This is a genomic window from Sinorhizobium sp. 22678, assembly GCF_052044265.1.
GTDB classification, from domain to species: domain Bacteria; phylum Pseudomonadota; class Alphaproteobacteria; order Rhizobiales; family Rhizobiaceae; genus Sinorhizobium; species Sinorhizobium meliloti_A.
The window spans coordinates 233,336-258,900 of record NZ_JBQEMS010000007.1; the positions used below are offsets into that span (position 1 = coordinate 233,336).

The 25,565-nt window shown below is 63.2% G+C and carries 22 protein-coding genes; 9 read left to right on the forward strand and 13 right to left on the reverse strand.

Translation table 11 applies throughout. The features are described from left to right. Positions 1-4: 4 nt before the first annotated feature. Genes ACTJKL_RS13380 through ACTJKL_RS13400 form a run of 5 tightly spaced genes read right to left on the reverse strand, consistent with a single transcriptional unit; the run spans position 5 to position 5,921 of the window. On the reverse strand, positions 5-949 hold the full coding sequence (locus tag ACTJKL_RS13380) for an ABC transporter permease (protein WP_275600243.1): 945 nt from the start codon (positions 947-949) through the stop codon (positions 5-7). Beyond that, the gene (locus ACTJKL_RS13385; RefSeq protein WP_275598615.1) at positions 946-1,995 is read right to left on the reverse strand and encodes an ABC transporter permease; all 1,050 of its coding nucleotides are present in this window, start codon (positions 1,993-1,995) and stop codon (positions 946-948) included. Before ACTJKL_RS13385 ends, ACTJKL_RS13380 begins: the two co-directional genes overlap by 4 nt. After that, positions 1,985-3,511, reverse strand: coding sequence for an ABC transporter ATP-binding protein (locus ACTJKL_RS13390; RefSeq protein ID WP_275598614.1), 1,527 nt, complete (start codon positions 3,509-3,511; stop codon positions 1,985-1,987). The genes ACTJKL_RS13385 and ACTJKL_RS13390 overlap by 11 nt, the downstream gene beginning before the upstream one ends. Continuing rightward, a complete protein-coding gene (locus ACTJKL_RS13395; protein WP_275598613.1) occupies positions 3,508-4,923 on the reverse strand; it encodes an amidase in 1,416 nt (471 codons plus the stop codon). The genes ACTJKL_RS13390 and ACTJKL_RS13395 overlap by 4 nt, the downstream gene beginning before the upstream one ends. A gap of 11 nt (positions 4,924-4,934) precedes the next feature. Next, positions 4,935-5,921, reverse strand: coding sequence for a BMP family protein (locus ACTJKL_RS13400; RefSeq protein WP_275598612.1), 987 nt, complete (start codon positions 5,919-5,921; stop codon positions 4,935-4,937). A gap of 296 nt (positions 5,922-6,217) precedes the next feature. Between ACTJKL_RS13400 and ACTJKL_RS13405 the strand changes: the two genes are divergently transcribed. Then, on the forward strand, positions 6,218-6,994 hold the full coding sequence (locus ACTJKL_RS13405; protein WP_440853069.1) for a sulfite exporter TauE/SafE family protein: 777 nt from the start codon (positions 6,218-6,220) through the stop codon (positions 6,992-6,994). Between the two features lie 13 nt (positions 6,995-7,007). On the opposite strand, the gene ACTJKL_RS13410 is transcribed toward ACTJKL_RS13405, so the two are convergent. From ACTJKL_RS13410 to paoA, 6 genes are all read right to left on the reverse strand, one after another. Next, on the reverse strand, positions 7,008-7,739 hold the full coding sequence (locus tag ACTJKL_RS13410; RefSeq protein WP_275600247.1) for an adenylate/guanylate cyclase domain-containing protein: 732 nt from the start codon (positions 7,737-7,739) through the stop codon (positions 7,008-7,010). Between the two features lie 888 nt (positions 7,740-8,627). Further along, positions 8,628-8,750, reverse strand: coding sequence for a hypothetical protein (locus ACTJKL_RS13415; protein ID WP_018096561.1), 123 nt, complete (start codon positions 8,748-8,750; stop codon positions 8,628-8,630). A 495-nt stretch (positions 8,751-9,245) separates the two neighbouring features. Beyond that, positions 9,246-10,379, reverse strand: coding sequence for a DNA polymerase IV (dinB, locus tag ACTJKL_RS13420; RefSeq protein ID WP_375341888.1), 1,134 nt, complete (start codon positions 10,377-10,379; stop codon positions 9,246-9,248). Between the two features lie 90 nt (positions 10,380-10,469). Next, positions 10,470-12,668 carry an aldehyde oxidoreductase molybdenum-binding subunit PaoC gene (gene paoC, locus ACTJKL_RS13425; protein WP_440853070.1) on the reverse strand — a complete coding sequence of 733 codons (2,199 nt, stop codon included), beginning with the start codon at positions 12,666-12,668 and terminating at the stop codon, positions 10,470-10,472. A 4-nt stretch (positions 12,669-12,672) separates the two neighbouring features. Further along, entirely contained in the window at positions 12,673-13,623 is a 951-nt protein-coding gene (locus ACTJKL_RS13430) for an FAD binding domain-containing protein (protein WP_275598608.1), read from the reverse strand. Then, positions 13,620-14,255 (reverse strand): aldehyde dehydrogenase iron-sulfur subunit PaoA, encoded by a 636-nt coding sequence (paoA, locus tag ACTJKL_RS13435; RefSeq protein ID WP_375341887.1) that lies wholly within the window; start codon positions 14,253-14,255, stop codon positions 13,620-13,622. Before paoA ends, ACTJKL_RS13430 begins: the two co-directional genes overlap by 4 nt. Before the next feature lie 250 nt (positions 14,256-14,505). On the opposite strand from paoA, the gene ACTJKL_RS13440 reads away from it, so the two are divergent. Beyond that, positions 14,506-15,207: a class I SAM-dependent methyltransferase gene (locus ACTJKL_RS13440; RefSeq protein ID WP_375341886.1), complete on the forward strand. Its 702-nt coding sequence runs from the start codon at positions 14,506-14,508 to the stop codon at positions 15,205-15,207. A gap of 20 nt (positions 15,208-15,227) precedes the next feature. Here the strand turns inward: ACTJKL_RS13440 and ACTJKL_RS13445 are convergent, their stop codons facing one another. Then, positions 15,228-15,533 carry an Atu4866 domain-containing protein gene (locus ACTJKL_RS13445; protein WP_033047496.1) on the reverse strand — a complete coding sequence of 102 codons (306 nt, stop codon included), beginning with the start codon at positions 15,531-15,533 and terminating at the stop codon, positions 15,228-15,230. Positions 15,534-15,661: 128 nt separating this feature from the next. Then, a complete protein-coding gene (locus tag ACTJKL_RS13450; RefSeq protein WP_440853071.1) occupies positions 15,662-16,384 on the reverse strand; it encodes an SDR family oxidoreductase in 723 nt (240 codons plus the stop codon). 99 nt (positions 16,385-16,483) lie between these two features. On the opposite strand from ACTJKL_RS13450, the gene ACTJKL_RS13455 reads away from it, so the two are divergent. The 7 genes from ACTJKL_RS13455 to ACTJKL_RS13485 all read left to right on the forward strand — a co-directional run bounded on the left by ACTJKL_RS13455 (position 16,484) and on the right by ACTJKL_RS13485 (position 25,559). Further along, a complete protein-coding gene (locus tag ACTJKL_RS13455) occupies positions 16,484-17,371 on the forward strand; it encodes a LysR family transcriptional regulator (protein ID WP_275598605.1) in 888 nt (295 codons plus the stop codon). A 242-nt stretch (positions 17,372-17,613) separates the two neighbouring features. After that, positions 17,614-17,700 carry a K(+)-transporting ATPase subunit F gene (kdpF, locus tag ACTJKL_RS13460; RefSeq protein ID WP_275600300.1) on the forward strand — a complete coding sequence of 29 codons (87 nt, stop codon included), beginning with the start codon at positions 17,614-17,616 and terminating at the stop codon, positions 17,698-17,700. Positions 17,701-17,828: 128 nt separating this feature from the next. Beyond that, positions 17,829-19,538, forward strand: coding sequence for a potassium-transporting ATPase subunit KdpA (gene kdpA / locus ACTJKL_RS13465; protein WP_440853072.1), 1,710 nt, complete (start codon positions 17,829-17,831; stop codon positions 19,536-19,538). A gap of 11 nt (positions 19,539-19,549) precedes the next feature. Then, the gene (gene kdpB / locus ACTJKL_RS13470) at positions 19,550-21,589 is read left to right on the forward strand and encodes a potassium-transporting ATPase subunit KdpB (RefSeq protein ID WP_275598603.1); all 2,040 of its coding nucleotides are present in this window, start codon (positions 19,550-19,552) and stop codon (positions 21,587-21,589) included. Positions 21,590-21,591: 2 nt separating this feature from the next. Next, the gene (kdpC, locus tag ACTJKL_RS13475; RefSeq protein WP_275598602.1) at positions 21,592-22,161 is read left to right on the forward strand and encodes a potassium-transporting ATPase subunit KdpC; all 570 of its coding nucleotides are present in this window, start codon (positions 21,592-21,594) and stop codon (positions 22,159-22,161) included. A gap of 18 nt (positions 22,162-22,179) precedes the next feature. Then, positions 22,180-24,870, forward strand: a complete 2,691-nt coding sequence (locus ACTJKL_RS13480; RefSeq protein ID WP_440853073.1) for a DUF4118 domain-containing protein — start codon at positions 22,180-22,182, stop codon at positions 24,868-24,870. After that, positions 24,867-25,559, forward strand: a complete 693-nt coding sequence (locus tag ACTJKL_RS13485; RefSeq protein ID WP_100674111.1) for a response regulator — start codon at positions 24,867-24,869, stop codon at positions 25,557-25,559. The genes ACTJKL_RS13480 and ACTJKL_RS13485 overlap by 4 nt, the downstream gene beginning before the upstream one ends. Positions 25,560-25,565 lie beyond the last annotated feature (6 nt).

Below are 25,565 nucleotides of genomic sequence, written 5' to 3' on the forward strand. Positions count from 1 at the left end.
GGATTTAGCGCTCGCCGCGCCGGTAGGGTTGCATCAGCGCCTGCGGAACGCGGGCGCGCCGGGCCATGAGCGCCAGCGCTGCGATCGACATCAGATAGGGGATCATCAGGAAGATCTGATAGGGGACGACGCCGCTCAGCCGCGCCTGCAGGCGCAGCTGGAAGCCGTCGAACAATGCAAACAGCAGCGCTCCGACGAGGGCGCGGCCCGGCCGCCAGGAGGCGAAGACGACGAGCGCTATGCAGATCCAGCCCCGCCCCTGCACCATGGTCGGGAAGAAGCTGTTGAAGGCCGAGAGCGTCAGGAAGGCGCCGCCGATGCCCATCAGCGCGCTACCGACGACGACGGAACCAAAGCGGATCGCCATCGGGTTGATGCCTTGCGCCTCGGCGGCGTGCGGATTCTCCCCCGTCATGCGGATCGCCAGGCCTAGCGGCGTACGGAAAAGCATGTAGCCGAGCGCCAGCGCCAGCAGGATCGCCGCATAGGTCGGCGGCGTCTGCGTGAAGAGCGCCGGACCCAGGAAGGGGAGGGACGAAAGCACCGGCACGTCGATCGGCTGGAACGGCTCGATCGTCGGCGGCGTACCCGCGACCGGTACCAGCAGACGGAAGACGTAGTAGCTGAAGCTCGAGGCGAAAAGCGTCACCCCGAGGCCGGACACATGCTGCGACAATCCGAGCGTGACCGTCAGGCCCGCATGCAAGAGGCCGAAGATCCCGCCGGAGAGACCCGCGACGAGAATGCCCGTCCACAGGTCGGCGCCGTTATAGACCGTAAGCCAGCCGATCATCGCGCCGAAAGTCATGATGCCCTCGATGCCGAGATTCAGGACGCCGGAGCGCTCGCACAGGAGCGCGCCGAGTGTGCCGAGGATCAGCGGCGTGGCGATGCGCAGGACGGCCGCCCAGAGGCCGGCGGAAGCGAAAATGTCGATGACGGCGTTCATCGGCGAATCCTGTACTGGGTGAAGAAGACACCGGTCAGCATGCTGATCAGCGCCAAGGCCACCGTGACATCGGCTATGTAGGAGGGGATACCCATGCTGCGGCTCATCCCGTCGGCCCCGACGAACATGACCGCCGTGAACAGGGCGGCAAGCACCACGCCCAGGGGGTGGAGATTGGCGAGCATGGCGACGACGATGCCGGAATAGCCGTAACCCGGCGACAGGTCCGTCGTCACATAGCCCTGCACGCCCATGACTTCGATAGCCCCCGCAAGGCCCGCGAGCCCGCCTGAAATGCAGGCCACCGTCACCAGGGTACGGCCGAGCGGCACGCCGGCGAAGACCGCCCCGGCCGGATTGAGGCCGGCTGCTCGCGACTGCATGCCGAACACCGTGCGCGACTGAACGAGATGGACGGCGACGGCGAGGACGAGTGCGATCATCAGCCCGATATGGAGGCGGGATCGGGCGAAAAGCTTCGGCAGGACCGCCGCGTCGGCGACGGGTTGCGACTGCGGCCATCCGAAGCCCATCGGGTCCTTGAGCGGGCCGTCGATCAGCATGGAGACGAAGAGCACGGCGACGAAATTGAGGAGAAGCGTGGTCACGACCTCGTCGACGGAAAAGCGTAGCCTCAGCCAAAGCGGCACGAGCAGCAGGACGATGCCGGCTGCCGCGCCGACGACGAGAAGCAGCGGAATCTGCAGGGGCGAGGGGAGACCGCCGAAAACGTGCGAACTGGCCGCGGCGACGGCAATCGCTCCGAGATAGAACTGACCCTCGGCGCCGATGTTCCAGAGCCTCGCGCGGAACGCGACCGCCGCGGCAAGGCCCGTTAGAATGAGCGGGCTTGCGCGGGTCAAGGTTTCGGTCGCCGAAAGCCGCGAGCCGAAAGCCCCGACGAGAATGCGCCAATAGGCCTCCATGACCGGGGCACCGGCGATAGCGATGAGCAGGCCGGCCAACGCCAGCGCGCAGAGGATCGCAAGCACGGGCGTCGCGATCACCAGGGCGAGCGAACGATGTTCGCGTCGTTCAAAACGCATGCGGAACCTCGTGCTCTTCATTCCATTCGCCGGCCATCATCAGGCCGAGTTTCGTGGCACTGGCGCTGTCGGCGGCGATTGGAGGCGAAAGCCGACCGTTGACGATGGCCTGAATGCGGTCGGCAAGCGCCATGACTTCTTCCAGGTCCTCGGAGATGAGGAGCACCGCGGTTCCCGCGCGCCGCGCTTCGAGCAGCCGCTCGTGTACCGCGGCGACAGCCCCCTCGTCGAGCCCGCGCGCCGGCTGCGCCGCAAGCAGGATGCGCGGTCGGTCGATCAGATTGCGCCCGAGGATGAGTTTCTGCATGTTGCCGCCCGAGAGCAGCCGCGTGCGTGTCGTCGGCCGGCCGCCGCGCACGTCGAAAGCATCGATGATCTGGCCGGCGAATGCCTGGGCGGACGGACGATCGACAAGGCCGTAGCGCGAAAATCGCGGCAGGCGCTCGAGAACGGCGTTCTCCCAAATGGCCATTTCGCCGATCGCGCCTTCCCTATTGCGATCTTCCGGAATGCGGCCGATCCCCGCCCGGACGGCGCCGTCAACCGTAAGGTCGCCGATCGGCTCGCCGAACAGCAGGAGTTCGCCCTTGTCGCGCCTGACCGTACCCGACAGGAGATGCGCCAGCGTCGTCTGGCCGTTGCCGGAAACTCCGATAATGCCGAGAATCTCGCCCGCGCGGAGGCTGAAATTGATGGACTTCAGCCGTTCCACCCCGTCGATGCTGACGCTCACATCCGCGACATCAAGCACCACCTCGCCGGGCGTCGAAGGCTCGCGCACCGGCCGGGCCACCTTGCGGCCGACCATCAGTTCGGCAAGCTCCGCCTTGTTCGTCTCTTTCGCAAGACGCTCGGCCACCTTGCGGCCGCCGCGCAGCACGACGATCCTGTCGGCCGCGGCCATGACCTCGTCCAGCTTGTGCGAAATGAAGATCAGCGAAAGCCCTTCGCGCGCCATGTCCTTCAGTGTCGAGAACAGCCGCTCGGCCTCCAGATTCGTCAGCACCGCCGTCGGCTCGTCGAGCACCAGGATATGCGCATCGTTGTAGAGCGCCTTCAGGATCTCGACGCGCTGCTGCTCGCCGACCGAGAGGTCGCCGACGCGCGCGTCCTGCTCCACCGTCAGACCGAACCGCTGGCAAATGCCGCGCAGTTTCCGCCGCGCCGCGCCGGTGCCGGATCGCAGCTGCCAGAGGCGTTCCGTGCCCGCCATGACGTTTTCCAGCACCGTCAGGTTGGGGGCGAGCGAGAAATGCTGATGCACCATGCCGATGCCTGCGCGGATCGCCGCGCGTGGCTTGCCCGGAGGCAGTTCGCGCCCCTCGACCAGCACCTTGCCGCTATCAGGCACATAATGGCCGAACAGGATGCTCATCAGCGTGGTCTTGCCGGCGCCGTTTTCGCCGAGGAGGGCGACGATCTCGCCCTTTCCGAGACTCAGCGAGATGTCGTCATTGGCGAGATTGTCGCCGAAGCGCTTGCTGACGCTGCAAATGTCGAGAATGGCTTGGATCATTCCGGAATTCCCGCGACGGCGAAACGGTGCTGCCAGCGGCCCTCTCTTTCCAGGCGCGCCGCAAGCTCGATGAGGAGGCGGTCGCCGCCCATGGGCGCCAGGATCTGCACCGGCAGCGGCAATCCGGCTTCATCCACGCCGAATGGGAGCGTGAGGGCCGGAAAACCGGTGGCATTGGCGAGTGCGGCAAGTGGCGCAAACGCCGTCATGCGGCGAATCTGAAGGTCGATATCGTCGTGGTCGAAAGGAAAGGATCCGATAGGAAGGGGTGCCGACGCGAGCATGGGCGTCAGGATACAGTCTACCCGGTCGAAAAGCGACCAGACCGCATGGCTCGCATGGACGGCGTCGTCAAGCGTCGCCCAGAGCGCGGTCGCCTCGAGTCGCGTCCCATGTCTGATAAAAGCCTGCGTCAGCCGTTCGGCGCGCCCGGCATCGAGACCGGCGGAAACGACGAAATTGGCCAGGTTGACGGCGACGATGTCGCGCAGGACCCGGCCGCTCGCGGCAATGCCCGCAGCGAACGCGTCCCAACGCATCGCAACGATGCTGTGGCCGTCTCGCTCCAGTGCCCGCGCGGCCTCTTCGACGGCCTCGCTGCGCGCCGGTTCGGTCGGGTATTGGCCGCCGGTCTCGAGGAGAAGGCCGACACGTAAGGGGCCGGACGGGGAGGGGGCGAACCATGGATCGGCAAACGGCCCTCTGGCGCGTCCGGCTGCCGCGTCGAAGATCGCCGCCAGGTCACGGACGGAGCGGCACAGCGCAAGTTCACCGGCAATGCCGCCGAGATGATTGCCGAAGGATGGTCCAGCCGCGATCGCACCCCGGCTCGCCTTGAGGCCGAAGAGACCGCAACATGCCGCGGGGACGCGGATCGACCCGCCCGCATCGGTCGCATGGGCGATCGCCACGATGCCGGCGGCAACGGCAGCCGCCGCTCCGCCGGAAGAGCCGCCGGGCGTCCGGCCCGTATCGAGGGGGTTGCGGCAGATAGGCCCGGCCGCAGGTTCGCTTGCGAGCGACAGGCCCATTTCGGGCACCGTGGTCAGTCCGAAGAAGCAAAGGCCTGCTCCGCGGAGCCGCGCTGCCAGTTCGCTGTCTTCCGCGACGGCGGCACGGCGCTCGAGCAAGTTCGATCCGGCCGCAACCGGAAGGCCGGCAAAGGGGCCGCCCAGATCCTTGGCAAGACTCGGGACGCCGAGAAACGGTGCGGTCTGCCCGCCGTCAGGCAAGTGGCGCAGGCGGGCGTCCGCATTTTCTGCGGCCGTTCGTCCGAGCGTTGGGTCGAGATGGACGATCGCGCCTATTTCTGCCGACCGGCCGGCCGCCGCAAGGGATGCTTCCATCGCTTCGGAAGCGGTGAGGCGGCCCATTCGGATCGCCTCACCGAGAGAGATTGCATCGCCTGCCATGGACAAGCCGGCTACTTCGGCTCGTCCATGATGCGCGGAACCTCGAAGGCGCCGGATTTGATCTCGGCGCGCTTGGCTTCCATCGCCGCTTCGGCATCTGCCGGGGCGACGCCCTTGACATAGGCAATGTCGCTGCCGCCTTCCTTGAGCAGGCCGAAGGCTGTGTAGTCCTTGCCGACCGGCTTGCCGGCGGAGACGTCGGCAATTGCGGCGTTGAGGATAGGGCGGAAGCCCCAGAGCGCGTTGGCGAAGACCGTGTCGGGATAGCGCGGCGTATAGTCGATCAGCGAACCCACGGATTTGAGCCCGCGTTCCTTCGCGGCATCGGCGGTGCCGATGCGCTCGCCGAAGAGGATGTCGGCACCGGCGTCGATCTGGGCGAGGCCCGCTTCGCGCGCCTTCGGCGGGTCGAAGAAGGTACCGATGAAGGTGACGAGGTGCTTGGCATCGGGATTGACGGCCTTCACGCCCGCAGCGAAGGCGTTGATCAGCATGTTGACTTCCGGGATCGGCATGGCGCCGACGGAGCCGACGACGTTCGACTTCGTTATCTTGCCGGCGAGCATGCCGGCCAGATAGGCGCCGTCGTGGTTCCAGGTGCCGAAAACGCCGAAGTTGTCGCCCGATTCCTTGCCGCTCGAGCCGAGGACGAAGGCGGTTTCCGGATAGTCTGCGGCCACTTCGCGGGCCTGCTTTTCAACGGCATAGGCTTCGCCGATGATGAGCTTTGCACCCTGCTCGGCATATTCGCGCATCGCGCGGGGATAGTCCGTGCCGGAAACGCCTTCGGAGAAGACATACTCGATCACGCCTTCCGCGGCCGCATCCTGCAGCGCCTTGTGCAGGACCGAGTTCCAGGCGTTTTCGACAGGGGAGGCGTGAATACCGGCAACCTTAACCGGCGTGCTGGCGCGGACGCCCGGCGCAAAAGCGCTCACGCCAAGCGCCAAGCCCGACGCAAGCACATTGCGCCGGCTCATCATCAGATCTCTTGCCATGGATGGTGTTCCCCATTTTTACCAATTGGTAGAATCTTTATTTTGTACAAAGCTTTGTCAAGCAGTGCGGGTGAATAGAAAAGCGGCAATGAGCGACTTTTCCGGCGATCGCGGATGACGGTCATCGATGCCTGAGCCGCTCGAGGCTACGGGCCTCGCGGAACAAGCGCCATGTGCGTTCGTTTTCCACCTTGCCAAGAAGCAGAGACTGAAGTGAAACAGGAAGCCTCCGTGTGCCGCTGCACATGTGAGGCTTCCTTGTGCGGGGCGGTCGAGCCCCCAACCCGGAGCTGTCCATGGAAGAATTCATCCTGTTCGCATTGGTCGGCTTTCTCGCGCAGGTGATCGATGGCGCTCTCGGGATGGCCTACGGCGTCATCTGCTCAACGGTGCTTCTTGCCTTTGGCGTGCCGCCTGCCCAGGCGTCGGCATCAGCCCATGCGGCGGAATTGTTCACCACTGCCGCTTCCGGATCGGCCCATCTCTATCACCGCAACATCGATTGGAAGCTGTTCTGGCGGCTCATTCCTTTCGGCATCGCCGGTGGAATGCTGGGTGCCTTCGTCGTGACCTCGTTTGACGGAGATCAGGTCAAGCCTTTCGTCACGGCCTATCTTGCAGTGATCGGAGCCTGGCTGCTTTACCGCTCCTTTCATCGCATTCCCACAAACCCGGTCAAGCTGAGGATCGTGGCACCGCTCGGCGCAACCGCGGGGTTTCTGGATGCCGCGGGCGGCGGCGGATGGGGGCCCGTCGCCACCACCGGTCTGCTCGGCGCAGGCGGACAGCCGCGCTACGTCATCGGGACCGTCAATGCGAGCGAGTTTCTGATCGCACTTTCAGTGTCTCTGAGCTTCCTGGCCACGGTTCTAACCGGTCACTGGGAACAGGCTGGCGATTTCCGCGACCATCTTACATCCATCGGCGGGCTGATCACGGGCGGCGTGCTTGCCGCGCCCTTTGCAGGATGGGTGGTCAAGGCACTGCGAGAGAAAACGCTCCTGCGGCTCGTCGGATCTTTGATCACGCTGTTGGCCGGCTATCAGACGCTCGAACTTACCGGGTATTTCTGAACCCCGGCTTTCTTCAGATTGCGAAAAGTTCGATCGGCTTCTCAAAGCCCTTGAGAGAGTATTTTCGGCCCTCGCTTGCCGCCGTTTGGCTCTGCGCGCGCTCGCAAACGGCTTTGGTCACCAGAATTCGCCCCGCCTCGGCGGCGGACTGGGCCCGAGCGGCAGTATTCACAACCGTTCCGATTGCAGTCAGGTCGCGGTGGGATCGGCCGAACTCTCCGAAGCTGGCCTCACCGGTGTCGATGCCGATGCCGACACCGAGCTCACTTCCGTCCAGGCCGGCACCCTCCGCCAGGCGAACCTCACGGCGCAATTGGCATCGGCGCTGGATCTCGCGTGCGGCAAGTACGGCGCGCTCGGCGTGATCCGCGTGGGGGATCGGAAAGTTGAAGATTGCCATGATCGCGTCCCCGACCGTCTTGTTGAGAAGGCCGTCGAACTCCCAAATCGCCGCGGCACATTCATCGTAGAAATCATCCAGCAGCGACGAGACAGTATCGGCCGTAAGCGACTGCGAAAGCGCCGTATAGCCTCGCAGATCTGCAAAAAGGACGGAGACGTCAACGGTGATCTTGCGGGCTTTCATCACGCGCGTGAACATGAGTTCGCAGATCGTGCAGGTATTCGGGTTCATCCGGCTCGGGCGGATGCCAAAGGCGCGGAAGGGAATGGAAGCCGGCCCGCGCAGGGGCACCGGAATACGCATCTGCTCCCAGCATCCCTTGCAAATCCTGGATTGAGACATGTTGCCGCCGCCCTGTTTGCGTGACGCGCTGCGACTCTCGCATATATGGGCCACAAAATCTCTCGAAAACCCTTGCGGTCCGTAACTGAGACCGCGATGGTCCGTTAACCTTCGGACAGTTCTTCGGCCGTGGCCGCTATGGGTGCATTCCACAAGGAATTGTTGACGTATTTGAAAGCAAGGATGCTGACAATTGAGGCGACTATAACTATAATGACGATACGCATGAAGATTTACCAGGTTCGTTGCCACGCCGAGGAACTCTCCCGGAGACCTCGTTGTTCCAGCACATCCGGTTCGGCGGGAATTCCAACCGACTAACCGAGAAGTAATTCACGGATAAGCCCGATTGACGAAAACCGGTGCTGCCTCTTCGGCGACAGCCGACGGCTCTCACCTGTCCGGCCGACCGGGATCTCCAACAGCCTTTCCTCAACGAACCTGTGTTTGCGCGACAGGCAGATAGACTTTGGAGCCGGCGCGCTCTCCACCACTCAAGGAACCCCCGACCAGCAGATAGGCTGATATTCCGAGGACCGACAACAGCAGAATGCTTACGGGCAGTCCCGTTGAGGCGTGATGTTCCGGTTCCTGATAATTCCATCCAGTCATTCGAACGTACTCCACTCCACACAAAGTGAGAACGAGCCACCGATGCAGCAGTTCCTGCAACGATGGTTGAACCTGGGTAACGATGTTCGAGGCGTTGTAACGAGCCGGCATTATACCATGCCGTCGCTGCCGCGGAGGGGTTATTGGCGGGGTATCATTCCGCCATGTTCACCGGCCGTTCCTAGCTATTTCAGGCGTGGCTCAGGCTGGAGCGGGATGAGGAAAGTGTGTCCGGTTTGCGGCCGCTTGGGATGCGGACGCATTTGCCGAAGCCATTTACCAGATCACGTCGTAAAGAGTAATAAAGACGATCATTCCAATGCAGAGTGCTGGCGTCGACCTGATCGCGAAATCGACGGGATTGAATTGGTATCCGAAGCTTTCAACATAGGATTTCATTGGTTTCCTCCCGGTGAGCTGACTGGAATCGAGACGGTTTGGCGAACGGACCACCCGCTTCCTTCGGAAGCGTGATCTGCAAGGCTCGCTCAGAGCCCGCGGAGCAGGTTCGACTCCATGGCAGCACGAACAAGTGCCGCCATATTCTCCATCAGCAGAGAAAGCTTTGCGCCTTTATGGAGTCGATCGATGATCGGAAAGATGGGGTAGGATCTTGGAGCCAAGCCCGTCAATGAGTAGCCATTAACTGTTGGGCCATAAATATGGCGAAACCAAGATTTGCTCAGCTATTCCTGAATAGATTCCGGGAGACTGAGGGAATTTTTGTAACGCCTTGGGCTTTTTCTTTCTCACTGAATTCCTCCTCTTCAATATTTTCTTTTTCCGATACGCATCAGTGTTTTTCTCTGCAGCTCTAGGGATTTGATTTTTACTTGGCTGGACTGTCGCGCTTCCTCACGCGGCAGGCTTTTTCGTTTCTGTCAGGCCGCGGCTTCAAAGCGCCAGGGCGAGCTGCGGCCCGCTCCGATCGTCCACGGGATCGAGAGACGAGAGCGTGACCCCGAGCAATCGAATGCCTTTGGCGGCGGGAAAGATCGGTAAAAGCAGCAGTTCCACGATCTCGCCCATTTCGGCGGCGCTCGCAATCGGCGCAACGATGGTCTTGCTTCTGGTGATCTGCGTGAAATCTGCCCACTTCACCTTCAGTGTCACGGTCTTGCCGCGAATGCCGCTGGCTTCACAATAGTGCCAGACCTTGTCGATCAAAGGCTTGAGGCCCGCGCGGGCCGCCGCAAGATCATGAACATCCTCCCGAAACGTATCCTCGGCGCCGATCGATTTCCGGATGCGGTCGGGCTTGACCTCCCGCTCGTCGATGCCGCGGGCGATCCAGTAGAAATACGGCCCCGACTTGCCGAAGTGCTGTTGCAGGAAGGCGAGATCACGGGATTTGAGGTCGGCGCCGGTTTCGATGCCGAGCCGTTTCATCTTCTCCGCCGTTGCCGGTCCGACGCCGTGAAACTTCTTGACGGGAAGCGCCTGCACGAAATCTGGGCCGTGCTTCGGCGTGATGACGAACAGCCCATCGGGCTTGCGCTGGTCCGAAGCGATCTTCGCAAGGAACTTGTTGTAGGATACGCCAGCGGATGCGGTGAGCTGCGTCTCGGCCCGGATTCTGGCGCGTATCTGTTCCGCGATCTCGGTTGCGAGCTGCATGCCTTTCAGGTTCTCGGTAACGTCGAGATAGGCTTCATCCAGCGACAAAGGTTCGATCAGCGGCGTGTATTCGGCAAAGATCGCGTGAATCTGCCGCGAGACGGCCCGGTAGACGTCGAAGCGGTGCGGAACGAAGATCAGCTCCGGACATTTGCGCTTGGCCGTCACCGACGGCATAGCCGAGTGAACGCCGAATTTGCGGGCCTCGTAGCTCGCGGCGGCGACCACGCCGCGCGCCTCCGGATACCCGACTGCGACCGGTTTGCCTCGAAGCTCCGGATTGTCGCGCTGCTCCACCGAAGCGTAAAATGCGTCCATGTCGATATGGATAATTTTCCGCACGCGGGCAAAAGTGGAGGAGGCAGGTGCCCCTCCACTCCTTTCATCTTCCTCCGGCTCCGCTGGCATCATTTCCTCTCGCTATAGCGCTGTCTATCCTATCCGAACCTCCCATGCTTGCTTAGCCGTAAAGTTGCGCGGGGTAGATGCCCTTGGCATGTTCTAGCTGACTTCCGGAAGCTTCTCGATCAGCTTGTCGAGCGTGATCGGATACTCCCGTACCCTTACGCCGGTCGCATTGTAGATGGCGTTCGCGACAGCTGCCGCGACACCGCAGATCCCGAGCTCGGCAATACCCTTGGCCTTCATCGGCGAGGACATCGGATCCGTCTCTTCCAGGAAGACGACCTCCTGGTGCGGGATGTCGGCGTGCACCGGCACCTCGTAGGCGGCGAGATCGTGATTGACGAAGAAGCCACGCTCCTTGTCGACGACGAGTTCCTCAGTCAGCGCGCCGCCGACCCCCATCGTCATCGCGCCGATCACCTGGCTGCGTGCCGTGATCGGATTGAGGATCCGGCCGGCGGCGCAGACCGCCAGCATTCGCCGGATCCGTGTCTCTCCTGTCGCGACGTCAACCGCGACCTCGACGAAATGAGCTCCGAAGGTGGATTGCTGATGGGTCTTGGTGAGGTCGCCGAATTCGATGAGATCCTCAGCGATGAGCCCCTCATCGCCGGCAGCTTGCGCGAGCGGCATTCGGCGGTCACCCGAGCGGACTTCGCCGTCTGCGAAGACAAGGTCGTCGGTGCTGTTGAAGCCGAGCTTCTGCGCCACGGCTTCCCGCAGCTTGGCGCAGGCGGCGTATACGCCGGCCGTGGAGCAGTTTCCTCCGAACTGCCCGCCGGAACCCGAGGAAACAGGGAAGCGGGAGTCTCCCAGGCTGACGGCGACCTTCTCGATCGGCACACCGAGCATTTCAGCCGCCGTCTGGGCGATGATCGTGTAACTGCCCGTACCGATATCGGTCATATCGGTCTCGACCGTGACGATGCCCTCGCGGTCGAGCCGGACGCGGGCCCCCGAATTCAGCACGAGATTGTTGCGAAACGCCGCCGCCACTCCCATGCCGATCAGCCAGTTTCCTTCGCGCCGAGCACCGGGTTGCTTGCTCCGGCCTTGCCAGCCGAAGCGCTCCGCGCCCGTGCGCAGGCAGCCGACGAGATTGCGGTGCGAGAAGGACCGTTCGGGATTCTCCGGATCGACCTGGGTGTCGTTGATGATGCGGAATTCGACGGGGTCGAGACCCAGCCTCTCGGCCATCTCGTCGATGGCGATCTCCAGAGCCATCATGCCCGGCGCCTCGCCGGGAGCGCGCATCGCGTTTCCTTCGGGAAGATCGAGGGTGGCAAGCCGCATGGCGGTCATCCGGTTCGCTCCGGCATAAAGCAGACGAGTCTGCTGGACGGCCACTTCGGGACCACCGCCCGCAAGGTCCCCGGACCAGCTTTCATGCGCGATCGCCGTGATCTTGCCGTCGCGTCCTGCGCCGATCCGGATCCTCTGAATCGTCGCTGGGCGATGCGTGGTGTTGTTCATCAGGAAAGGGCGGGGGAGGGCGACCTTTACGGGGCGCTTGGCTTCACGTGCGGCAAGCGCTGCCAACACCGCATCCGCGCGTAGGAACAGCTTCACCCCGAAGCCTCCGCCGATGAACGGCGACATGAGATGCACCCTGTCCTTGTCGATCCCAAGCGTCGTCGCGAGATCGGTCCGCCACCAGTCGATCATCTGGCTCGATGTCCAGACCGTCAGGTCGTCGCCGTTCCACGCGGCGATGGAAGCGTGCGGCTCCATCATGGCATGCGACTGGTCCGGGGTGGTATAGACCTGGTCGAGCTTGACGGGAGCTGCCTCGAAGGCGGCATCGAAGTCCCCCGCTCCGGAGTCTTCCTCGCCTTCCGGCTTGACGGCGCTGTCCTTGGCCGCGGCCAGATCGAAAGCGCCTTTTTCCTCGGCATAATCGACCTTGACGAGCGCCGCGGCGGCGCGGGCCTCCTCGAATGTCTCGGCCACCACGACGGCGATGGCCTGGTGGTAGTGCTGGATCTCGGTGCCACCGAAGAGCTTGGCGGTGTTGTATTTACCCTTCTTCAGTTCGCCGACGCCATCGGTGGTGACGACCGCGATCACACCGGGAGCATTTCTCGCGGCGGCGACATCCATCGACCTGATCCGGCCCTTGGCGATTGCCGAACCGACGACATAGCCATAGGCATAGCGGTTATTCGGATCATGCCACTCATAGGCATAGATTGCTTTGCCGGTAGTCTTGAGCGGACCGTCGATGCGGGGGATGGGCTTGCCGATTACCTTGCCCCGGTCGATCGGGTTCGTCGTTGCTGGTGTGTCGAATCTCATTGTCTCATCCCTTCGCTTCGACGAGGACCGCGCTCAGCGCGCGTTCGACAAGCATGACCTTGAAGGCGTTCTGTTCAGTCGGGCGGGCGCCGGCAAGAAGCTTGGCGGCGACCGCCTTTGCTCCGTTCGCCAGCTCCTTTTCGGCCGCCTCGTCACGCCATGGTTTCGGCGCGATGCCGCCGAGCGCGACGTGGCCGGTTCCGTCCGGCTGCACGACGGCGCCGACGGAGACGAGCGCAAATGCGTAGGAGGCCCGGTCGCGAACCTTGCGATAGATCTGCTTGCCGCCGGCCGGCTTCGGCAGGACGACCGCGGTGATCAATTCGCCCCGCTCGAGGACATGTTCGATATGCGGCGTGTCACCCGGCAGGCGATGGAGATCTGCGATCGGGATGCTGCGCGTCGTGCCGTCGGCTCGCACGGTCTCCACGACGGCGTCGAGGGCGCGCATGGCGACCGCCATGTCGCTCGGATGGCTGGCGATGCAGGCATCGCTGACGCCAACCACCGCAAGCTGGCGGCTGAAGCCGGCCAGCGCCGAACAGCCGCTGCCCGGCTGCCTTTTGTTGCAGGGCTGGTTGGTATCGTAGAAATACGGACAGCGGGTGCGTTGAAGCAGGTTGCCGGCGGTCGTCGCCCTGTTGCGCAATTGTCCCGATGCCCCTGCGAGCAGGGCGCGCGACAGCAGGGCATAATCGCGGCGGACCCGTTCGTCGGCGGCAAGATCCGTATTGCGGACGAGGGCACCGATACGCAGCCCCCCTTCCGGTGTGGGTTCGATCCTGTCCAGTGCCAGCCCGTTGACATCGACCAGATGGGTCGGTGTCTCGATCTCCAGCTTCATCAGATCCAGGAGATTGGTGCCGCCGGCGATGAATTTCGCGCCATCCGTGGTGGCAGCGGCCCGGGCCGCGGCCTCGATCGACGAGACGCGTTCGTAGCTGAAAGCTCTCATGCCTTCCTCCCCGCGACTTCGGTGATGGCTTCGACGATGTTCGAATAGGCGCCGCAACGACAGATGTTGCCGCTCATGCGCTCGCGGATCTCGGCGGGCGTGATTTCGGCCGGCGCCGTAAGATCCACCGTCACATGGCTTGGGATATTGGCCTTGATTTCATCGAGCATTGCAACGGAGGAACAGATCTGGCCTGGCGTGCAGTAGCCGCACTGGAATCCGTCGTGCTGGACAAAGGCGGCCTGCATCGGATGGAGGTTTTCGGGCTGCCCCAATCCCTCGAGCGTGGTGATGCTGTCGCCCTCGTGCATGACGGCGAGCGTCAGGCAAGCGTTGACGCGGCGGCCGTCGATGAGAACCGTGCACGCTCCGCACTGACCGTGATCGCATCCCTTCTTGGTGCCCGTCAAATGCAGATGCTCGCGCAGTGCGTCGAGGAGGGACGTGCGGTTATCGAGCTGAAGCTCCCGGCGTTCTCCGTTCACCGTGAAAGTGACCTTCGTGCTCTGGGGTGCGGTGGAGACATTGGTCTGCGCGTGACCGAGCGAGTGTGCGCTCACCACTGTCACGGTAGCGGCCGAGGCGGCGAGCAGGTCGCGCCGCGAGATTTCAAGTGCGCCAGGACTTTGCATATCCAGCTCCATGTCTTGATGATGAAAGGTCTAGGACGAAGCGGCCTACGCCGCGAACGCGCAACAACCGAGCGCGGGAAATGATCCCACAGGCGCATTCACAAGTGAGTTAGGGCGGAGAGCGCGTGTGACTACCATCGCGATGCCGATAAGGCTGTGAACCGCATTCATGAATGGCGGTACTGAACCAGGCGCCTTCACAGGCAGAGGTGACTTGACGAAAGACAAATCATGTAACAGAGATTGTTACATGATTTGGGAGAACCGCACGATGAAGTCTCCGAGCGTCGATAGTCCAGCTTTTACCGCCGCGCACGCTAGTTCCTACGTCGAAGGGACGTTGAGAAAAGTACCGGGGCTGGCCGCTCTACATCGCATGACATCGATGTTGGTCGCGGAACGTGCACCGGTGCAAGCGCGGGTTCTGGTGCTCGGCGCCGGCGGCGGCATGGAGCTCAAAGCCCTCGCCGACGACAATTCAGGTTGGCGTTTTTGCGGCATCGACCCTTCGGCGGACATGCTTCGCGTCGCAGAACAGACGGTGGGGCCCCATTTGCCGCGTGTCCATCTGCAGCAGGGCTACATAGACGACGCACCGGAGGGGCCGTTCGACGCGGCCGTCTGCCTGCTCACGCTCCACTTTGTTGATCGCCCGCAACGCCTCGACACACTCGAACAGATTCGCCGCCGTCTGGTGCCAGGCGCTCCGTTCGTCGTCGCGCATATCAGTTTCCCGCAATCTGAACCTGAGCGCTCGACCTGGATCGCCCGTCACGTCGCGTTCGGCGGAACAGCCTCCGGCGATGCTGAAAGTGCAAGGCAGGCGATCGCAACGAAGTTATCGGTTCTCTCGCCGGAGGAGGACGAGGCGGTGCTTCGCAAGGCGGGCTTCTCGGATGTTCGCCTGTTCTATGCGGCGATGACCTTCAGGGGCTGGGTAGGATACGCCTGAACCCTCAACATCCTGAGTGCTCATGGTTTCCCCGTTCTGCTCCCGCGATAGAAGATCATGCCGCCGTGATGCAGAACGCCGTCGATAAAATCTCCATCCGCTGTAAAGCCGGTATCGTCCCAATAATCGATATGCGTGCCCGTCACTTGGTAGCGTCCCTCATAGGCCCGTTCACGCGTACCGCGGGCCTCGACATAGCGACCGTTCGGCAGGAGCTCGTGGCGGATGTAACTGTCTTCTGTGACCCACAGGCCGACATAGGGGTGATTGGTCTGCATTTCGGCTTCCTCGGCTTTTACGGATTGGCTCAGGAGTGCGGCGGTCATCAAGGTCGGAGCGATCAGCAGCTTGCGGCCGCCGCCGGTGAGACGATCTGTCAATAAGGAAAAGATCATGGAATATTCCTTTCGTCAGGGGGACGCGGGAAAGCGTCCCGGGAACGGTTCGCGCCGGGTCAATTGCTCGATGCGGTCGGCCTGATCGTGATCTCGGTGGTGTCCACGCTCTGCGGAGCCTCGATCACCTGCCGAACCGCACGGGCTATGTCGGCGGGCTGAAGCGCGATCGCGCGATAGGCGTCCATTGCCGCCACGGTCTCCTTGTGGGTGATGGTTGCAGCAAGTTCGCTCTCGACGACGCCGGGATTGACGCAGGTGACGCGGACATTGGTACTCTCCTGGCGCAGCCCGTCCGATATCGCGCGGACTGCGAACTTCGTTGCGCAATAGACCGCGGCTGTGGGTACGACCGACAGCGCTCCGATAGAGCCGATATTGATGATCTGCCCGCTGCGCTGTGCCTCCATGATCGGCAATACGGCCGCGATGCCCCAAAGCACGCCCTTTATGTTCACGTTGATCATGCACTCCCAGTCGTCCAGCTTGACGGCGGCAAGCGGCGAGAGCGGCATGACGCCGGCATTGTTCACCAGAACGTCGATGCGTCCCCATCTGTAGACCGCGGCCTGCGCAAAGGCTGCCACGGAGTGACGGTCGGTCACGTCCAGTACCTGCGCCTGGGCGGTTCCTCCTGCGTCTCGAATCTCCGCGGCGACGGCCTCGATACGGGCCTGGCGGCGTGCACCGAGCAATATTTTCGCACCCGCGGCGCCAAGCTCCCGAGCAATGCCCTCGCCGATGCCGCTGGAGGCGCCAGTGATAAGAATGACCTTGTCCATGTTGTGCTCCGTCCTTTGATTTGCACGGAGAAGATGGACTTCAATGACTGTCGCCGGTATCCATCCATCACTGAACTCAATGGTTAGCACTGCTCTACAATGAAAATAGACATGAACCTTCTGCCGCTCTTCCTGGCCGTCGCGGAGGAGGACAACTTCCGCGCTGCCGCGGATCGCCTCGGTGTGACCCGCTCGGCTGTCAGCCAGGGAATTCGGCGGCTCGAAGATGCCTTTGGTACGACGCTCGTCACCCGCACGACGCGTTCAGTTCGCCTGACCGGAGCGGGGGAGCGTCTGCGCGAGGCTCTGTCGCAGCCCTTGTCGGATATTGGGGCGGCGCTCGATCGGGTGGCGGGTGAGGATGAGCCCCGCGGTCTTTTGCGGCTCGCCGTCACCTCGATCGCCGAGCAATTCCTTTCCGGTCCGCTCATTGCTTCCTTTGCTCAGACCCATCCGAAGGTGACGATAGACATCACCGTCACGGACGAGGAGTCCGACATCGTGGCCGCCGGGTTCGACGCGGGCGTCAGGCTTGGCGAGGTGATCGAGCAGGACATGATCGCGGTGCCGCTGACGGGCGATCAGCGCGAGCTAGCCGTTGCTGCCCCCGCCTATCTCGCAGTCCACGGCACGCCGGCGCACCCGCGTGAGCTCGTCCATCATCGCTGCATAGGCTGGCGGCGAGCGCCGAATGTCGCGCCCTACAGGTGGGAATTCGAGGAGAATGGTGTTCCCTTCGATGTGGCGGTCGAGCCCCAGATCACCACCAATGACCTGCGCTTCATGCTCCGCTCGGCACTGTGCGGGGCCGGGATCACCTTCGCAACGGAAGAAACCTTCCGCCCGTTCGTGGAAACCGGTGAACTTGTTCCGCTGCTGCAGGATTTCCTGCCGCCGTTTCCCGGTTTCTTTCTTTATTTCCCTCAGCGCCGCAACATGGCACCAAAGATGCGAGCTTTGATCGAGCATATAAGGCGGTCGCGATAGCCGACGCTTCCGGCGCAGCGTCGAAGGTCATGATCACGCTCGGCCCGAACTCCTTATCTTTTCTTTATACGGCTGCCAAACCATCCCAATCGATAATTGACGCGGCGCGGGCGCATCATCCGGATCTTGGATCAATCTGGAGAATGTCCATGTCCGATTTTCTTTTCCTTGCCGCCGGCGTTGGCGGCCTTGCCGCGCTAGCGCTTTATGCGCGCGCCCTGAGCCGGCTTTAGGAGGATCCGATGGTAGAGGCTTTGATCGGGCTCGTCGTCGGCGTCGCGCTCGCAGCCTATTTGATCGTGACGCTTGTCCGGCCGGAGCGTTTCTAGAGCGTTTCCGCTTTTCACCGATTCGCTGAAACGCTCCAGCCTTTCATTTTGCCGCAAATCCGGACGGAAAACCGCTGCGCACTTTTGCTGGAGTTGCCCGAGCGCTCCTTCACCCACGGAGACTTCTCATGTCTGTCATCGGATGGCTGCAGATCAGCCTCCTTTTTCTCGCCGTCCTTATCGTCGTGAAGCCGCTGGGGCTTTACATGGCTGCGGTTCTTTCCGGCGAACGCAATGTCTTTTCGCCAATTCTCGGACCGGTGGAGCGTGGTCTTCATGGTGCCGCCGGCATCGATCCGACACGGGAGCAGGGCTGGCTCGCCTACACGTTCTCCATGCTCGCCTTCAGCATCGCAGGCTTTGCGCTGCTCTATGCGATCCTGAGACTTCAGACATGGTTGCCCTTGAACCCGCAGGGCTTCGGCAACGTGCCGCCGGACCTCGCCTTCAACACCGCCGTCAGTTTCGTCACCAACACCAACTGGCAGAATTACGGCGGCGAGACGACACTCAGTCACTTCAGCCAGGTGATGGGGCTGACCGTGCAGAACTTCGTCTCGGCCGCGACCGGCATTTCGATCGCGCTTGCCGTTACTCGCTCCTTCGCCCGCTCAGCCATACCGACGATCGGTAACTTCTGGGTCGATCTCATCCGTTCGACACTGTACGTCCTGCTGCCGCTCGCCGTGCTGGTGGCGGTCGCCTTCGTGGCAATGGGCCTGCCGCAGACTTTCCGCGCCTCGGTAGAGGCCACGACCCTCGAGGGGGTGAAGCAGACAATCGCTCTGGGCCCGGTTGCCAGCCAGGAAGCGATCAAGCAGCTCGGCACCAACGGGGGCGGCTTCTTCAACGTGAATGCCGCACATCCGTTCGAAAATCCGACTGCGCATTCCAATTATATCAATATCTTCGCGATGCTGTCGGTTTCGGCGGCGCTGCTCTACACATTCGGGCAACTCGTCGGCAATCGCCGGCAGGGCTGGGCCTTCATCGCCGTCACCTATGCATTTCTGATCATCGGGGTCGGGATCGTCTATTGGGCCGAAGCGCAGGGAAATCCGATCCTGTCGCAGCTCGGCCTCGACCCGGCTCTCGGCAACATGGAAGGCAAGGAAGTCCGCTTCGGCCAGGCGATGACTGCGCTTTACGCAACGGTTACGACCGGCCTTTCGAATGGCGGCGTCAACGGCATGCACGGCTCGTTCACCGGCCTCGGAGGTCTCGTTCCGATGTTCCTCATGCAGCTCGGCGAGGTCCTGCCCGGCGGCGTCGGCTCGGGCCTATACGGCATGATCGTCTTCGCGATCCTCGCGGTTTTCGTCGCCGGTCTTATGGTCGGCCGCACTCCGGAACTGCTCGGCAAGAAGATCGAAGCGCGCGAGATGAAATACGCGATGCTCGCCGTGCTCATCCTGCCGCTTTCGATTCTCGGCTTCACAGCGATTTCGGCGGTCTTGCCCTCGGCCGTCGCCCGCATCGGCACGGCCGGACCGCACGGGCTCTCCGAAATCCTCTATGCCTATACGTCGGCCAGCGGCAACAACGGCTCGGCCTTCGGCGGACTTTCGGGCAACACGCCCTGGTACAATACGACGCTCGGCTTTGCGATGCTGCTCGGCCGCTTCGCCTATGCCGTGCCGGTGCTTGCCATTGCCGGCTCGCTCGCCGCCAAGACGCGCGCCTCGGCATCCAAGGGTACGTTCCCGACCGATACGCCGCTTTTCGTCGGTCTCCTTATCGGCATCATCTTCATTCTCGGCGGGCTGCAGTTCTTGCCGGCCCTCGCGCTCGGTCCCATCGTCGAGCATTTCGCCATGCTCTCCGGCCAGACCTTCTGAAGGAACCAGGCATGTCAAACAAACCCATGACCCCGAACCTTTTCGACCCGACGATACTCCTCCCGGCAGCGAAGGCCGCTTTCGTCAAGCTTGATCCGCGCCAGCTCGTCCGCAATCCGGTGATCTTCGTCACCGAAGCCGTGGCGGCATTGGTGACCCTCTTCTTCGTTCTCGATGTTGCAACCGGCGGCAGTCCGCTCTTCTCGGGCCAGATTGCCGCCTGGCTATGGTTTACCGTGCTCTTCGCCACCTTCGCCGAAGCCGTTGCCGAGGGGCGTGGCAAGGCGCAGGCCGACTTCCTCCGCCGTACCAAATCGGAGTTGAGTGCCCGCAAGCTCGTCGCACCCGAGGGCCGGGAGACCAAGGAAATACCTGCGACCATGCTGAAGGTCGGCGATCTCGTCCTCGTAGCGGCCGGCGAATTGATCCCGGGCGACGGCGAGGTCGTCGAAGGGGTCGCCTCGGTCAACGAGAGCGCTATAACGGGCGAATCGGCGCCGGTGATCCGCGAAGCGGGCGGCGATCGCTCCGCCGTCACCGGCGGTACCGAGGTGCTTTCGGACTGGGTGACAGTCCGCATCACGACCGCCCCAGGGTCCACCTTCGTCGACCGCATGATCGCCCTCATCGAGGGGGCGCAACGGCAGAAGACGCCGAACGAGGTCGCACTGTCGATCCTGCTTTCCGGTTTGACGCTGATCTTCCTGATCGCCGTGGTGACGCTCTCGGGCCTTGCCAGCTATTCGGCGACGGTGCTTTCGGTGACCGTGCTTTCCGCCCTCCTTGTCACGCTGATCCCGACGACCATCGGCGGACTGCTTTCGGCGATCGGCATCGCCGGCATGGACCGGCTGGTACGCTTCAACGTCATCGCCACCTCCGGCCGCGCCGTCGAGGCTGCGGGGGACGTGGACACGCTGCTCCTCGACAAGACCGGGACGATCACCTTCGGCAACCGCATGGCAAGCGATTTCCTGCCCGTTCCGGGCATAACCGTGGAGGAACTCGCCGATGCGGCGCTCCTCGCAAGCCTTGCCGACGAGACACCGGAAGGCCGCTCCATCGTGGCGCTCGCCACCGGCGCGTTCGGGCGCCGGGCACCCGAGGCCGGGATTGATGCGGTCGTGCCCTTTGCCGCGGAAACCCGGTTGTCCGGCGTCGACCATGGCGGCCGCCGGCTGCGCAAGGGCGCGGTCGACTCGGTCCTGAGATTTGCCGGCCTGTCCGACAGCGAGATACCCCAGGAATTCCGGCAGGCGGTCGACAAGGTCGCCCGGACCGGCGGCACGCCGCTCGCCGTCGCCAACGGCAACCGGCTGCTCGGCGTGGTCCACCTGAAGGACATCGTCAAGCCCGGGATCAAGGAGCGCTTCTCCGAATTGCGGGCCATGGGCATCCGCACGGTCATGGTGACCGGTGACAATCCGATCACTGCCGCGGCAATCGCCTCGGAGGCCGGCGTCGACGATTTCCTCGCCGAAGCGACGCCGGAAGACAAGCTCGCTTATATCCGCAAGGAACAGAAGGGCGGCCGGCTGATCGCCATGTGCGGCGACGGCACCAATGATGCGCCGGCGCTTGCCCAGGCGGATGTGGGCGTCGCCATGCAGACCGGCACGCAAGCCGCCCGCGAAGCGGCAAACATGGTGGACCTCGATTCGAGCCCGACCAAGCTGATCGAGATCGTCGAGATCGGCAAGCAGTTGCTGATGACGCGCGGGTCTCTGACGACCTTCTCGATCGCCAACGACGTGGCGAAATACTTCGCCATCATCCCGGCGCTCTTCGTCACCACCTATCCGGCGCTCGGCGTGCTGAACGTCATGGGTCTGGCGTCACCACAGTCGGCTATCCTGTCGGCCGTCATCTTCAACGCGCTGATCATCGTGGCGCTCATTCCGCTGGCGTTGAAAGGCGTGAGCTACCGTCCCGTCGGCGCGGCAGCCCTGCTTCGCCGCAATCTCCTCGTCTACGGCCTCGGCGGCCTGGTCCTGCCCTTCGCCGGGATCAAACTGATCGACCTTGCCGTCTCGAACCTCAACCTGGTGTGATCATGCTCAACCAACTCCGTCCCGCACTCGTCCTGACCTTCGCACTTACCCTCATTACCGGGCTCGGCTATCCGCTGCTGATCACCGGCGTGGCGCAAGCACTGATGCCGGCAGAGGCGAATGGCAGCCTCGTCCGCAAGGACGGTGTCCTCGTCGGATCGCAACTCATCGGCCAGAATTTCGCCTCGGAGAGATATTTCTGGCCGCGTCCCTCGGCGACCGGCCCGGAGCCCTACAATGCCGGCGCTTCGAGCGGTTCCAATCTCGGGACGACTTCCGACAAGCTGAAGGAGCGCGTCAGGGTCGATATCGAGAGGCTTCGCGCCGCGGGCATTGGGGGTGAGATCCCCGCCGATGCCGGCATGGCTTCCGGATCGGGTCTCGACCCGCATATCTCGCCCGAATACGCAAGGGTTCAAATCGCTCGGGTTGCGAAAGCACGCGGACTTCCGGAAGCGGAAGTGGGCGCGCTCGTCGACAGGGCAACGCAGGGCCGTCTGTTCGGGATCGTAGGCGAGCCGCGCGTCAATGTGCTAGAACTGAACCTTGCCTTGGACGCGCCGAGGACCTGATCGAGCTCGAGACGTTGCATGCCCGACAATGACCGCGACCTGAAGAGCCGCCCCGATCCGGACGCCCTGCTGGCGCTCGCCGAACAGGGCAGGAGAGGCAAACTAACCGTCTTTCTTGGTGCCGCACCTGGTGTCGGCAAGACCTATGCGATGCTGACGCGTGCGCGGCGCCTCAAGGAAGAAGGCGGCGATATCGTCATCGGGCTCGTCGAAACGCATGGACGCGGCGAGACCGCGGCCCTGCTCGAGGGCCTCGAAGTCCTGCCGCGTCGTCAGGTGCTCCACAACGGACGGACGCTCTACGACTTCGACCTGGACGCGGCGTTGGCGCGCCGCCCGCGCGTCATCCTGGTCGACGAGCTCGCCCATACCAATTTCGGCGAAAGCCGCCACCCCAAGCGCTACCAGGATATAGAGGAACTGGTCGATGCCGGCATAGACGTGTGGACGGCACTCAACATCCAGCACCTGGAAAGCCTCTCGGACGTGGTTGCGCAGATTGCCGGCGTGCCGGTGCGCGAGCGCGTCCCCGACACCGTTCTCAATCGCGCTGACGATGTCCTGCTGGTGGACCTGCCGCCGGCCGAACTGATCGAGCGGTTGAAGGAGGGCAAGGTCTATCTGCCCGACAGTGCCAAGCGCGCCACCGATCGCTTCTTCCGCCTGGGCAATCTGACGGCGCTGCGCGAACTCGCGCTTCGCCGGACGGCCGACCGGGTCGACGACCAGATGGTCGACTATCTCAGGCAGAACGCGATCGAGGGTCCCTGGGGGGCCGCCGAACGGCTTCTCGTCTGCATCGGTCCCGACCCTTTATCCGAAAAGGTGGTGAGGACGGCAAGCCGGCTCGCTTCGGGCCTGAATGCCGACTGGCTCGTCGTTTCGGTCGAGCGTGCGGACGGGGAGGCGGAGAGCAGCGGGGCGATGCGACAGCTCGACGAGACTTTCCGGCTCGCCGAGCAACTGGGCGCCGAGACGCGCCGTATCATCGGCAACGACTTCGTGGAAGAAATTCTGAAGCTCGCAAGGCGGGAACATGCGACGCAAATCGTCATCGGCACGCGCCGCCACCGCTTCCCGCTACGCCTCTTCCGCCGCTCCTTGCCGGATGCGCTTGCCGCGCAGGCGGCCGGTATCGCCATCCACCTCGTCACTGACGGGAGCGCACCCGCCGTAAAACCGGCGGCCAGACGCAGAAGCATGCTTCCGGAAGGGTGGGGCCGGGGGGTTGCCATCGCCGCTGCTACGGCTGCAGCCGCGACAGCACTTGGCCTGCTGATCGAGCAGTTCGTCGTCCTGCAGAATATCTCGCTTCTCTTTCTTCTGGCTGTGCTCGTCTCGGCGACCTACGCGGGCTATGTCGCTGCGATCGCGGCCGCGCTCATTTCGGTTCTCGCCTACAATTTCTGCTTCATCGAACCGGTCGGCACTTTTACGGTTGCCGAACCGCACGAAGTCTTTGCCCTCTTCGTGTTCCTCGCGGCGGCGATGCTTGCCGGGGGGCTCGCCTCCCGCGTTGGCGAGCAGGCGAAGACAGCGCGGCGGCGGGCCGCCGCCACTCAGGCGCTTTACGATTTTTCGCGCAAGCTGTCCGGTACGGCCAATGCCGAGGATGTGCTGTGGGCAGCCGTCACGCAAATCCAGGCGACCCTTCGGCGCAACGCGGCGCTGCTGTTGCCGGAGGACGGAGATGTCCGCTTGATGGCCGCCTGGCCGCCGGATACGGAGCTCGGTATTACCGACACGATGGCGGCCCGCTGGGCTTTCGAGAAGAAGGAGGCTGCCGGCAACGGTACCGGCACGCTGCCGAACAGTCCCTTCCAGTTCAGGCCGCTCATGAGTCCGCATGGGGTCGTCGGCGTCTTCGGTTTCCTGCAGGAAGACACGCCGCTGGAAATAAACGAGGAGCGAGCGCTTGCCGCGATCCTCGATCAGACCGCGATCGCCGTCGACAGAGCGCGCCTCTCGCGCGAGATCCTCGACCAGGCTGCGCAACTTGAGGGCGAGAAGTTCCTCGCCGCGCTGCTTTCGTCCATATCCCACGATCTCAGAACGCCGCTCGCAACGATCACCGGAGCTGTGACAAGTCTGCGGCAACTCGGCGAGCGGATGCCGGAGGAGAGCCGGCACGATCTCCTCAAGTCGATCGAGGAGGAGAGCGGCAGACTCACGCGCTTCGTTGCCAACCTGCTCGACATGACCCGCATTGAAGCCGGAACGGTAAACGCCAAGCGCGATTGGGTCGATGTCGCCGATGTCGTCCATTCGGCTGTGGAGCGTGCGCGGAAGTACTTCCCCGGCCGCGTCTTCGAAACCAGCATCGCTCCGGACTTGCCGTTGATCCGCGGCGATAGCGTATTGCTTGGTCAAGTGATCTTCAACCTGCTCGACAACGCCAACAGGTTTGGCGGTGACGAGCCGGTCAGCGTCTATGGGCGGCGGGAAGAAGATGAGATCGTGCTCTCGGTAACCGACCTCGGTAAAGGCATCGCCCCGGCCGACCTCGACCATGTCTTCGACAAATTCTTCCGCAAGGGAAAGCCGGACGGCCGTTCGCTTGGCACCGGTCTCGGCCTTTCCATCAGCAAGGGCTTCGTCGAGGCGATGGATGGGCGGATAAAGGCGGAGAGCCCGGCGATGAAGCGCCGCGGTACGCGCATTTCCATGCGGTTCCCGGCCGCTGAAACAGTGGAGAAGGAGCGCGGATGACGGCCGAGCGTATCCTCGTCGTGGACGACGAGCCCCAGATCCAGCGCTTCCTGCGCCCCGCGCTCGCAGCCGCCGGCTACGAGGTGATAGAGGCGGTAAACGGCGCACAGGCGCTGAAGGCGGCTGCCACGGTGGCGCCGGACGTCGTGATCCTGGATCTCGGCCTTCCCGACATGGACGGCAAGGACGTCGTGGCCAATATGCGCGCCTGGTCGAAAGTCCCTATCATCATCCTTTCGGCGCGTGACCGTGAAAGCGAGAAGATCGCTGCCCTCGATCTCGGCGCCGACGACTACATAGAGAAGCCCTTCGGAATCGGCGAGCTGACGGCCCGGATCCGCGCGGCGCTGCGCCATCGCATCCAGATGGCAGGGGGCCAGGCGCAGCTTTCGGCGGACGGTCTTTCGATCGACATGGTCAAACGCGTCGTGACGCGTGGCGGCGCGGCGCTCCGACTGACGCCGAAGGAATACGACCTCCTCGTGATGCTCGCACATCACGCCGGCCGCGTGGTCACCCACAGGACGCTGCTTACCTCCGTCTGGGGCGCCGCCCACGGGGAGGACCTGCATTATCTCAGAGTCTTCATCGGTCAGCTGCGTGGCAAGATCGAACGCGATCCCGGCAATCCGAAGATCGTCCGCACCGAACCCGGCGTCGGTTATCGCTTCGTCGGCGACGAGGATTGAGGAGGT